Source organism: Streptomyces sp. NPDC058221 (genome assembly GCF_042882365.1).
Taxonomy (GTDB): domain Bacteria; phylum Actinomycetota; class Actinomycetes; order Streptomycetales; family Streptomycetaceae; genus Streptomyces.
On sequence record NZ_JBHVWF010000199.1, the window covers coordinates 1 to 11,351 of the forward strand.

The 11,351-nt window shown below is 70.2% G+C and carries 9 protein-coding genes; 8 read left to right on the forward strand and 1 reads right to left on the reverse strand.

The window, feature by feature from the left end; all coding sequences use genetic code 11:
- The 7 genes from ACFVW8_RS35750 to obgE all read left to right on the forward strand — a co-directional run.
- The coding region (locus ACFVW8_RS35750) for an Rne/Rng family ribonuclease (RefSeq protein WP_389697582.1) at nucleotides 1–2,547 on the forward strand (2,547 nt) is incomplete at its 5' end.
- A 120-nt stretch (nucleotides 2,548–2,667) separates the two neighbouring features.
- Complete coding sequence (gene galU, locus ACFVW8_RS35755; RefSeq protein ID WP_389697584.1) at nucleotides 2,668–3,558, forward strand: UTP--glucose-1-phosphate uridylyltransferase GalU; 891 nt, start codon at nucleotides 2,668–2,670, stop codon at nucleotides 3,556–3,558.
- 67 nt (nucleotides 3,559–3,625) lie between these two features.
- Nucleotides 3,626–4,378, forward strand: coding sequence for a sugar phosphate nucleotidyltransferase (locus ACFVW8_RS35760; RefSeq protein ID WP_389697586.1), 753 nt, complete (start codon nucleotides 3,626–3,628; stop codon nucleotides 4,376–4,378).
- Nucleotides 4,366–5,427, forward strand: a complete 1,062-nt coding sequence (locus ACFVW8_RS35765; RefSeq protein WP_389697588.1) for an iron-containing alcohol dehydrogenase family protein — start codon at nucleotides 4,366–4,368, stop codon at nucleotides 5,425–5,427. The genes ACFVW8_RS35760 and ACFVW8_RS35765 overlap by 13 nt, the downstream gene beginning before the upstream one ends.
- A gap of 219 nt (nucleotides 5,428–5,646) precedes the next feature.
- Nucleotides 5,647–5,967 (forward strand): 50S ribosomal protein L21, encoded by a 321-nt coding sequence (gene rplU, locus ACFVW8_RS35770; RefSeq protein ID WP_024494442.1) that lies wholly within the window; start codon nucleotides 5,647–5,649, stop codon nucleotides 5,965–5,967.
- 14 nt (nucleotides 5,968–5,981) lie between these two features.
- Nucleotides 5,982–6,239, forward strand: a complete 258-nt coding sequence (gene rpmA / locus ACFVW8_RS35775; RefSeq protein ID WP_018103204.1) for a 50S ribosomal protein L27 — start codon at nucleotides 5,982–5,984, stop codon at nucleotides 6,237–6,239.
- Nucleotides 6,240–6,376: 137 nt separating this feature from the next.
- A complete protein-coding gene (gene obgE, locus ACFVW8_RS35780; RefSeq protein ID WP_389697591.1) occupies nucleotides 6,377–7,816 on the forward strand; it encodes a GTPase ObgE in 1,440 nt (479 codons plus the stop codon).
- Between the two features lie 90 nt (nucleotides 7,817–7,906).
- Here the strand turns inward: obgE and ACFVW8_RS35785 are convergent, their stop codons facing one another.
- Nucleotides 7,907–10,138 carry a CDP-glycerol glycerophosphotransferase family protein gene (locus ACFVW8_RS35785; RefSeq protein ID WP_389697593.1) on the reverse strand — a complete coding sequence of 744 codons (2,232 nt, stop codon included), beginning with the start codon at nucleotides 10,136–10,138 and terminating at the stop codon, nucleotides 7,907–7,909.
- 204 nt (nucleotides 10,139–10,342) lie between these two features.
- Here ACFVW8_RS35785 and galE point away from each other — a divergent pair, with 204 nt between their 5' ends.
- A complete protein-coding gene (gene galE / locus ACFVW8_RS35790) occupies nucleotides 10,343–11,314 on the forward strand; it encodes a UDP-glucose 4-epimerase GalE (RefSeq protein WP_389697595.1) in 972 nt (323 codons plus the stop codon).
- Nucleotides 11,315–11,351: the final 37 nt, after the last annotated feature.

An 11,351-nucleotide genomic window follows, 5' to 3' on the forward strand; every position in this document is an offset into this window, starting at 1 on the left:
GCCCACGAGTCCGAGGACGAGGGCGACGACGAGCACGACGACAACGACTCCGGTGCCTCCGGATCGAGCAGCAGCCGGCGCCGGCGCCGCCGCCGCCGTCGCAGCGGTGACTCCTCGTCCGACGCCGAGAACGGCACGGACGACCCGGAGCGCACGGTCGTCAAGGTCCGTGAGCCGCGTAAGAAGGAGGCCGAGCGCGAGCCCGGCACCGGCTTCGACGAGGTCCAGTCCATCAAGGGCTCGACCCGTATGGAGGCCAAGAAGCAGCGCCGCCGCGAGGGCCGCGAGCAGGGCCGCCGCCGGGTGCCGATCATCACCGAGGCGGAGTTCCTGGCCCGCCGCGAGGCCGTCGAGCGCGTCATGGTCGTGCGTCAGAACGGCGAGCGCACCCAGATCGGCGTCCTCGAGGACAACGTGCTCGTCGAGCACTACGTCAACAAGGAGCAGGCCACCAGCTACGTCGGCAACGTCTACCTGGGCAAGGTCCAGAACGTCCTGCCGTCCATGGAGGCCGCCTTCGTCGACATCGGCAAGGGCCGCAACGCCGTCCTGTACGCCGGTGAGGTCAACTTCGAGGCGCTCGGCATGGCCCACGGGCCCCGCCGCATCGAGACCGCGCTCAAGTCCGGCCAGTCCGTCCTCGTCCAGGTGACGAAGGACCCGATCGGCCACAAGGGCGCCCGCCTGACCAGCCAGGTCTCGCTGCCCGGCCGCTACCTGGTCTACGTGCCCGAGGGCTCGATGACCGGCATCAGCCGCAAGCTGCCCGACACCGAGCGCGCCCGGCTCAAGACCATCCTCAAGAAGATCGTCCCCGAGGACGCGGGCGTCATCGTGCGCACCGCCGCGGAGGGCGCCAGCGAGGACGAGCTGCGCCGCGACGTCGAGCGGCTGCAGGGGCAGTGGGAGGACATCCAGAAGAAGTCGAAGAGCAGCGGCAGCTCCAACGCGCCGACGCTGCTCTACGGCGAGCCGGACATGACCGTCCGGGTCGTCCGCGACATCTTCAACGAGGACTTCTCCAAGGTCATCGTCAGCGGCAACGAGGCGTGGGACACCATCCACGGTTACGTATCGCACGTGGCGCCCGACCTCACCGACCGGCTGTCGCGGTGGACCTCCGAGGTCGACATCTTCGCGACCTACCGGATCGACGAGCAGCTCATGAAGGCGCTGGACCGCAAGGTCTACCTGCCGAGCGGCGGCTCGCTGGTGATCGACAAGACCGAGGCGATGGTCGTCGTCGACGTCAACACCGGCAAGTTCACCGGTCAGGGCGGCAACCTCGAGGAGACCGTCACCAAGAACAACCTGGAGGCGGCCGAGGAGATCGTGCGCCAGCTGCGGCTGCGCGACCTCGGCGGCATCGTCGTCGTCGACTTCATCGACATGGTGCTGGAGTCCAACCGGGACCTGGTGCTGCGGCGCCTTCTGGAGTGCCTGGGACGCGACCGTACGAAGCACCAGGTCGCCGAGGTCACCTCGCTCGGCCTGGTCCAGATGACCCGCAAGCGGGTCGGTCAGGGTCTGCTGGAGTCCTTCTCCGAGACCTGTGTCCACTGCAACGGGCGCGGCGTGATCGTGCACATGGAGCAGCCCACCTCGGTGGGCGGTGGCGGCGGCAACGGCAAGCGGTCCAAGAAGCGCCGCGGCGGTTCCGGCCAGGACCACGAGCACGAGCACGGTCATGAGCACGAGCAGGACCACGAGAACGAGGCCGAGACCGAGGCCGAGGTCGCGGCGGAGGTCGCCGCCCCGGTGGCGCTTCCCGAGCCGGAGTTCGTCGCGGACGAGGAGCTGTACAGCAGCGCGGCCGAGGCCGAGGCGGCCGCTTCGCGCGGCCGTGGCCGTCGCCGGGCGACCCGCAAGGCGTCGGCCCCGGCCGGTGCCCCGAAGTCGGCGTCCGCGCCCGCTCCGGTGGCGGAGCCGGCCGTGGAGCCGGAGCCCGTCGTGGAGCCCGAGCCCGCACCGGAGCCGGCCGTCGAGACCCCGGTGGCCGAGGCCCCGGCCGTCGAGGCACCGGCAGCCGAGGCGCCCCAGGGCCGTGGCCGTCGCCGGGCGACCCGCAAGGCGACCGCCCCGGCCGGTTCCCCGGCCCCGGCCGAGCCCGTACCGGCCGTCGAGGCCGCCGAGGAGCCGGTGTCCGACGCGGACCCGGTCGCCGCTGAGGACCCGGTCGTCGAGGCCCCGCACGTGGAGGTCCCGGCCGAGGAGCCGGCCGCACCGCCGCGTGCCCGGCGCAGGGCGACCCGCAAGGCCACCGCGCCCGCGGGTTCCCCGGCCGCCACCGACGAGGCCGCGGCCGTCGTGGTGACGGCCGCCGAGTCCGGGCCGGCGTCCGACGCCGAGCCCGAGGCCGCACCGGCCAAGAAGGCGGCCCGCAAGACCGCCAAGAAGGCCACTGCCAAGAAGGCGGCCACCACGAAGACGGCCGCCAAGAAGACCGCCGCGAAGAAGACGACGGCCAAGAAGGCGACAGCGAAGAAGACGGTGGCGGCGCAGAAGCAGGCGCCGTCCTCCGTCACCGCTCCGGCCGACGAGGCCTGACCACCTCGCACCGTGCGCCCGTACGCAGCCGTACCGTTTCCGTCACAGGAATCGGGCCGGCTGCGTACTGGCGCCCCGCCCGACCCGCAACTTTCCCCGTGGACACGGAAGCCGGAGTACATGCGCAAGATCCAGAAGGCCGTCATACCGGCCGCCGGGCTCGGTACCCGGTTCCTGCCGGCGACGAAGGCGACTCCCAAGGAGATGCTGCCGGTGGTCGACAAGCCCGCGATCCAGTACGTCGTGGAGGAGGCCGCCGCCGCGGGGCTGAGCGACGTACTGATGATCACGGGGCGCAACAAGCGGGCCCTCGAGGACCACTTCGACCGGAACTACGAGCTGGAGTCGGCGCTGACCCGCAAGGGCGACGACGAGCGGCTGGTGCGGGTCCAGGAGTCCAGTGACCTGGCGACCATGCACTACGTCCGCCAGGGCGACCCGCGAGGCCTCGGCCACGCCGTCCTGTGCGCGGAGCCCCATGTGGGCGACGAGCCGTTCGCGGTGCTCCTCGGCGACGACCTGATCGACCCGCGCGACCCGCTGCTGGCGCGGATGACCGAGATCCAGGAGCGTGCGGGCGGCAGCGTCGTCGCGCTGATGGAGGTCGCGCCCGAGCAGGTCCATCTGTACGGATGCGCCGCGGTGGAGACCACGCCGGAGAGCGATGTCGTCCGGGTCACCGGTCTGGTCGAGAAGCCGGAACCCGGCGACGCGCCCAGCAATCTCGCCGTCATCGGGCGCTACGTCCTGGACCCCGCGGTCTTCGGCGTGCTGCGCGACACCGAGCCGGGCCGCGGCGGCGAGATCCAGCTGACGGACGCCCTCCAGCAGCTGGCCGTCGACGAGAAGCTCGGCGGACCGGTGCACGGCGTCGTCTTCCGCGGCCGCCGCTACGACACCGGCGACCGCGGCGACTACCTGCGGGCCATCGTCAGACTCGCCTGCGAGCGCGAGGACCTGGGCCCCGACTTCCGTACCTGGCTGCGCGGTTACGTAGCGGCCGAGCTCTGAGCCGGCGCGCCCGTACGGCACCCGGACCCACCCGAGACACACGCACCAAGGACCAAGGAGAACCCTCATGATCGGCATGATTCTGGCGGCCGGCGCCGGCCGCCGTCTGCGCCCCTACACCGACACGCTTCCCAAGGCCCTGGTGCCGGTCGGCCCCGAGGGGGACGAGGAGAGCCTGACCGTCGTCGACCTGACGCTGGGCAACTTCGCCGAGGTCGGGCTGACCGATGTCGCGATCATCGTGGGCTACCGCAAGGAGGCGCTGTACGAGCGCAAGGCGGCCCTGGAGGCGAAGTACGGCGTCAGCCTCACGCTGATCGACAACGACAAGGCCGAGGAGTGGAACAACGCCTACTCCCTCTGGTGCGGCCGTGACGCCCTCAAGGACGGCGTGATCCTCGCCAACGGCGACACCGTGCACCCCGTCTCCGTCGAGAAGACGCTGCTCGCCGCCCGCGGCGACGGCAAGAAGATCATCCTCGCCCTCGACACGGTGAAGCAGCTCGCCGACGAGGAGATGAAGGTCGTCGCCGACCCCGAGAAGGGCGTTCAGCGGATCACCAAGCTGATGGACCCGGCCGACGCCACCGGCGAGTACATCGGTGTCACCCTCATCGAGGGCGAGGCGGCCGAGGAGCTGGCCGACGCTCTGAAGACGACGTTCGAGCGCGACCCGGACCTCTACTACGAGGACGGCTACCAGGAGCTCGTCAACCGCGGCTTCAAGGTCGACGTGGAGCCGATCGGCGACGTGAAGTGGGTCGAGATCGACAACCACGAGGACCTGGCCAAGGGCAGGACCATCGCGTGCCAGTACTGACCCGGCTGATCCCGGCGCCGGTCGTCGTCGACATCCGTGCGGGTGCGCTGGCCGACCTGGCGGGTGTCCTCGCCGATCAGCGCATCTCCGGCTCCGGGAAGCTGGCGGTCGCCATAAGCGGGGGCTCCGGCCGGGCCCTGCGGGAGCGGCTGTCGGACAGCCTGCCCGGTGCCTCGTGGTTCGAGGTCGGCGGCGGCACACTGAACGACGCCGTCAAGCTGGCCGAGGCCATGAAGTCCGGGCGGTACGACGCCGTGGTCGGCCTCGGCGGCGGCAAGATCATCGACTGTGCGAAGTTCGCCGCCGCGCGGATCGGGCTGCCCCTGGTCGCCGTGGCGACGAACCTGTCCCACGACGGCCTGTGCTCGCCGGTGGCCACCCTGGACAACGACGCGGGCCGTGGCTCGTACGGCGTCCCGAACCCCATCGCCGTCGTCATCGACCTCGACATCATCCGTGAGGCCCCGGTCCGCTTCGTGCGGTCCGGGATCGGGGACGCGCTCTCGAACATCTCCGCCGTGGCGGACTGGGAGCTGGCCCACCGGGTCAACGGCGAGGACATCGACGGACTCGCGGCGGCGATGGCCCGGCAGGCCGGCGAGGCAGTGCTGCGCCACCCCGGGGAACTGGGCGACGACAGCTTCCTCCAGGTGCTGGCGGAGGGTCTGGTGCTCACCGGTATCTCGATGTCGGTCGCGGGTGACAGCCGGCCGGCCTCCGGCGCCTGTCACGAGATCAACCACGCCTTCGACCTGCTCTTCCCTCAGCGGGCGGCCAGCCATGGCGAGCAGTGCGGTCTGGGCGCGGCGTTCGCGATGCATCTGCGCGGGGCCCACCAGGAGTCCGTACGGATGGCCGGGACGCTGCGGCGCCACGGGCTGCCGGTCACCGCGCAGGAGATCGGGTTCACCGTGGACGAGTTCGTCTCGGTGGTCGAGTTCGCACCCCGGACCAGGCCGGGTCGGTACACCGTCCTGGAACATCTGAACCTGTCCGCGGACGGGATCAGGGACGCCTACACCGACTACGTCACAGCTGCCGGGGCCTGAGAAGCGGTTGTCCGGGTTCCGAAACCGGGGCCCGGTTTGACCGGGCTGTCCCGGGCCCCGTAATCTTGACCGTCGGCGTTTGTTTCGCCACACCTCTGAGCACTGACCTCCCGCTCGTACGGGAGAGGCCGCTCGTCCAATCCGGATCATCACGGGTCCCCGGACCCGTGTGAGCGGCTGGCTTCAGAGGTTTTCGCTTCGAGTGAGAGTGAGATCCGCGTGTACGCCATCGTGCGCAGCGGTGGTCGCCAGCACAAGGTTGCTGTCGGCGACATCGTTGAGGTTGACAAGATTCCCACCGCCAGTGTTGGCGACACGGTAGAGCTCTCTACCCTGCTCGTTGTCGACGGCGACGCCGTGACCAGCGACCCGTGGGTGCTTGACGGCATCAAGGTCCAGGCCGAGATCGTGGACCACCACAAGGGCGCGAAGATCGACATCCTTCGCTACAAGAACAAGACCGGCTACCGCCGTCGTCAGGGTCACCGCCAGCAGTACACGGCGATCAAGGTCACCGGTATCCCCGCGGCTGCGAAGTAAGGGACTGAGAACACATGGCACACAAGAAGGGCGCATCGTCCACCCGGAACGGGCGCGATTCCAATGCTCAGCGGCTCGGCGTGAAGCGCTTCGGCGGTCAGGCCGTCAACGCCGGTGAGATCCTGGTCCGCCAGCGCGGCACCCACTTCCACCCGGGCACGGGCGTCGGCCGTGGCGGCGACGACACGCTGTTCGCCCTCGCCGCCGGTGCGGTCGAGTTCGGCACGCACCGTGGCCGCAAGGTCGTGAACATCGTTCCGATCGCCGGCTGAATTTTCGGCGCTCGTCGAGCGGTTTGACGTGGAGGCGGACCTCACTTCCTGTAACGGGAAGTGGGTCCGCCTTTCGCGTGTTGCTCCTACAGGGGCAGCGAGACATTTCTGCATGTATGTAACTGGAGGTTCCAACCATGACCACCTTCGTGGACCGCGTCGAGCTGCATGCCGCCGCGGGTAACGGGGGCCACGGCTGCGCCTCCGTTCACCGTGAGAAGTTCAAGCCGCTCGGCGGTCCGGACGGCGGCAACGGCGGTCGCGGCGGCGACGTGACCCTGATCGTCGACCAGGCCGTCACCACGCTCCTCGACTATCACCACCACCCCCACCGCAAGGCCACCAACGGCCAGCCCGGTGCCGGTGACAACCGCACCGGCAAGGAGGGCCAGGACCTCATCCTGCCCGTGCCGGACGGCACCGTCGTGCTCGACACCGACGGCAACGTGCTCGCCGACCTGGTCGGCCAGGGCACCATGTTCGTCGCAGGCCAGGGCGGCCGCGGCGGCCTCGGCAACGGCGCGCTGGCCTCCGCCCGGCGCAAGGCCCCCGGCTTCGCGCTGCTCGGCGAGCCCGGTGAGAGCCGGGACATCGTCCTGGAGCTGAAGACCGTCGCCGACGTGGCCCTCGTGGGCTACCCGAGCGCCGGGAAGTCCTCGCTGATCTCGGTCCTGTCGGCCGCCAAGCCGAAGATCGCCGACTACCCGTTCACCACCCTGGTCCCGAACCTGGGTGTCGTCACCGCGGGCAGCACCGTCTACACCATCGCCGACGTCCCGGGCCTGATCCCGGGCGCCAGCCAGGGCAAGGGCCTCGGCCTGGAGTTCCTGCGCCACGTCGAGCGCTGCTCGGTGCTCGTGCACGTACTGGACACGGCGACGCTGGAGTCCGACCGCGACCCGGTCTCCGACCTCGACATGATCGAGGAGGAGCTGAAGCTGTACGGCGGTCTGGACGACCGGCCCCGTATCGTCGTCCTCAACAAGATCGACATCCCGGACGGCCAGGACCTCGCGGACATGATCCGTCCGGACCTGGAGGCCCGCGGCTACCGCGTCTTCGAGGCGTCCGCCGTGGCCCGTACCGGCCTCAAGGAGCTCTCCTTCGCGCTGGCCGGTGTCATCGCCGAGGCGCGTGCCGCCAAGCCGGTGGAGGAGGCGACCCGGATCGTCATCCGGCCCAAGGCCGTGGACGACGCCGGTTTCACCGTGGTGCTGGAGGACGACGGCATCTACCGGGTGCGCGGCGAGAAGCCCGAGCGCTGGGTGCGCCAGACCGACTTCAACAACGACGAGGCAGTCGGCTACCTGGCGGACCGGCTGAACCGGCTCGGTGTCGAGGACGAGCTCCGCAAGGCCGGCGCCCGGGCCGGCGACGGCGTGGCCATCGGCGCCGAGGACAACGCCGTCGTCTTCGACTGGGAGCCGACGGTCACGGCCGGTGCGGAGATGCTCGGCCGCCGCGGTGAGGACCACCGCCTGGAGGAGCCGCGTCCGGCCGCGCAGCGCCGTCGCGACCGCGAGGACGAGCGCGACGAAGTCAGCAAGGAGTACCAGGAGTTCGACCCGTTCGCGTAACCCGCTCTCGGACCGCAGCCGGGCCCGGTTCCCTTCGGGGAGCCGGGCCCGCGCGTTTTCCGGGGCGCCCGTGAACCGGGCACCCGTCAGTCAGGAGCGGCCGGCCCGGTCGAGCGCCTCGGCGGGGGAGGGCGCCGGGGTGCGCTCGGCGAGCGGGACGACCGGAAGCAGCGTCTCCTCGCCCAGGAATACCCGGCGCACCACACGCTCCGCGGCGCGGCCGTCGTCGTAGTCGCAGAAGCGCTCCCGGAAGGCGCGGCGCAGCCCGGCAGACTTCTCGCTCCGCCACTCCTGGGAGCCGAGGACCGAGGTGAGCTCCTCCTGGCTGGTCGCCACGGCGCCCGGCGGCTCGGCCATCAGGTCGAAGTAGGTGCCGCGCACGACCCGGTAGGTGTCCCAGTCGTCGGCGTAGATCACGATCGGCCGGTCCAGGTTGGCGTAGTCGAACATCGCCGATGAGTAGTCCGTCACGAGGGCGTCCGCCGCGAGGTAGAGCTCCTCGACGTTCCCGTGCGCGGAGACGTCGATGATCCGGCCGCTGGCCTGGAGGTCGGCGAGGCGGCCGGTCGGCTTGTAGAAGTAGTGGCCGCGCACCAGCAGGGTGACATCGGGGCCCAGCTCCTCGGCCAGCCGCGGCAGATCGAGCCGCGGGGCGAAGGACTTCTGGTACTCGCGGTGGGTCGGCGCGTAGAGGAAGGCCGTCGAGCCGTCCGCGAGCCCGAGCTCGTGCCGGATCCGCGAGACGTCCGCCGCCGTGGCGTTGAGCAGGACGTCGTTGCGCGGGTAGCCGGTCTCCAGCGAGGTGTACCGACAGGGGTACACCCGCTCCCAGACGGTCGTGGAGAACCGGTTGGCGGACAGGCTGTAGTCCCAGCGGTCGCACCGGCTGAGCAGCTTCTCCATGTCCATGTTGGTGGACGCGGGGTACTGGGCCTGATCGAGCCCCATCGTCTTCAGCGGGGTGCCGTGATGGGTCTGCAGATGGATCTGGCCCTCGCGCTTGATCACGGTGTCGCCGAAGTTCACGTTGTTCGTCAGGTACTTCGCGCGGGCCATCACCGACCAGTACTCGCGGGAGCCGACCACCACGGCCTCGACGCCCTTGGGCACCCGGTCGCGGTGCTCGGACCGGACCGTCCAGACCCGCCGCATGTCCGGAGCGAGCCGGCCCAGCTCCGCCTCGATGGCCGCCGGGTTGCAGGAGTAGCCGCGCCCCCAGTACGCCGAGAACACCGCGAGGTTGTCGTCCAGCGGCATGCGCAGCTGGGACTTGTAGAACATGCCCAGCGCGGCGCGCTTGGCGCGGCCGGCGCGGGCACGGCCGCCCAGCCTGGCCCGGTTGCGCACGTTGTTGACCCGGGTGACGCCGACCAGTGCCGAGTAGGAGTCGAGGCCCAGCAGCGCGTATTTGTAGCCCTTTCCGCCGGCCGGACGCTCGAAGCCCTCCGGAAGGCGGCTCCGGTAGTCCTTGGCCGCGCGGTGGAAGAACTCCGCCCGCGCCTTCTGCGGAAGGCGGCCGGGCTTTTCCAGGACGGTCAGAAAGTGGTCGACCATTTTCCTGAAGAGCGCCGGACGCCAGGAATCGAGATCGGGCCGCCCGTCCAGATAGGCGAAGACGCGGTCGTACTGGTCGAAGACGTCGAAATGCTTGCGGCTCACCGTGCGGAGAATGTTCCCGCCTTCACGCCGCTGTCGGTACAGCACACAGGAACGGTCCAGGACGGCGATGCGCTCGGCGGAGATCAGCGAGGTGTATGTCCACGGCGCGTCCTCGTAATACCCGGCCGGGAAACGGAAGCCGTGCCGGGTGACGAAATCACGGCGGTAGGCCTTGTTCCACACGATCTGCAGCAGATCCAGCAACTGCGGCCGGTCCGCCAGTGAGAAGACGTCGGGGCCGCTCTCGTCCAGCAGCTCCGCGCGCTTGTTGCGCAGCAGCCGCCCGTCCCAGTAGGTGCGGGTGTAGTCGTAGATCAGGACGTCGGGGTCGTCCGTCGCGTCGAGGCGCCCCGCGACGGCCGCCAGCGAACCCGGGGCCAGGGTGTCGTCGCTGTCGAGGAAGAGCAGATAGTCGCCGGTCGCCTCGTCCATACCCGCATTGCGCGCGTGCCCCAGACCCACGTTCTCCGTGAGGTGAAGCACACGGATCCGGGAGTCGCGTTCCGCGTATGTGTCGAGAATCGCGCCCGAGCCGTCCGGCGAGCAGTCGTCCACACCGATGATCTCGAAGTCGGTGAAGTCCTGCTGGAGCACGGAGTCGAGACACTCCCCGATGTACCCCTGCACGTTGTACGCAGGCACGATGAGTGTCAGTCGAGGCATCGTCCACCAGTCCAGAGAGCTGTGAGGGTCCGTGCGAGGGCCGCGGTGCGCACCGTTGAACAGTGCGGCGGCGTGCAGCACCCGGACAGCGTAATTGATCCCTGTCAGCCGCCTTTGAGCGGCAAGGCCCGGTCCGCCGATCCGACTTTATGTGCACGTAGAGTGAACCGGACGGGTAAGACCTCGGACAGGGAGACGCACGACATGACCTGGATGGTTACGGGCGGGGCGGGATACATCGGTGCACACGTCGTGCGCGCGATGCTCGAGGGCGGCTCGCAGGTCGTCGTGTACGACGACCTGTCGACCGGGAGCGCCGAGAAGGTGCCCGCCGGGGTGCCCCTGGTGACCGGCAGTGTGCTCGACCGGCAGGCACTCGACGCGGCGATCCGCGAGCACGGTGTGACCGGGGTGGTGCACATCGCGGGCAAGAAGCAGGTGGGCGAGTCCGTCGAGCGTCCCCTCCACTACTACCGGGAGAACGTGACCGGCCTGGAGGTGCTGCTGGAGAGCATGGTCGACGCGGGCGTCGACCGGCTGGTGTTCTCCTCGTCCGCCGCGGTCTACGGCATGCCCGACGTCACCCTCGTCACCGAGGACACGCCCTGCGCGCCGATGAGCCCGTACGGCGAGACCAAGCTCGTCGGCGAGTGGCTGATCCACGCCGCCGCCCGCGCCCACGGGCTGCGCTGCGCCTCGCTGCGCTACTTCAACGTGGCCGGTGCGGCGTCGCCGGAGCTGGCGGACGCCGGGGTGTTCAACCTCATCCCGATGGTCTTCGAGCGGCTTGAGGCCGGTCAGGGCCCGCGGATCTTCGGCGACGACTACGCGACGCCCGACGGCACCTGCATCCGCGACTACATCCACGTCGAGGACATCGCCTCCGCCCACCTCGCGGCCGCGCGCCGGCTGGAGGAGGCGGAGAGCGGCACGGATCTCACGCTCAACATCGGCCGCGGCGAGGGCAGCTCCGTACGCGAGATGGTCGAGCGGATCCTGAAGGTGACGGACAACGGGGACATCGCCCCGGAGGTGACGGCCCGCCGCCCCGGTGACCCGGCGCGCGTGGTCGCGGGCGCCGACCGGATCCGCGCGGAGCTGGGCTGGTCGGCCCGGTACGGCGTGGACGAGATGATCGACTCCGCCTGGCAGGGCTGGCGGCTCCGCCACCCGTAGCGCCTGTACGGCAGCGGCCCGGCACCCCCTTCCGAAC

Excerpts from the sequence above, each read along its gene's own strand:
- galU (WP_389697584.1), top strand. The coding sequence starts at position 2,668 with ATGCGCAAGATCCAGAAGGCCGTCATACCGGCCGCCGGGCTCGGTACC.
- ACFVW8_RS35760 (WP_389697586.1), top strand. The coding sequence starts at position 3,626 with ATGATCGGCATGATTCTGGCGGCCGGCGCCGGCCGCCGTCTGCGCCCC.
- rpmA (WP_018103204.1), top strand. The coding sequence starts at position 5,982 with ATGGCACACAAGAAGGGCGCATCGTCCACCCGGAACGGGCGCGATTCC.
- obgE (WP_389697591.1), top strand. The coding sequence starts at position 6,377 with ATGACCACCTTCGTGGACCGCGTCGAGCTGCATGCCGCCGCGGGTAAC.
- ACFVW8_RS35785 (WP_389697593.1), bottom strand. The coding sequence starts at position 10,138 with ATGCCTCGACTGACACTCATCGTGCCTGCGTACAACGTGCAGGGGTAC.
- galE (WP_389697595.1), top strand. The coding sequence starts at position 10,343 with ATGACCTGGATGGTTACGGGCGGGGCGGGATACATCGGTGCACACGTC.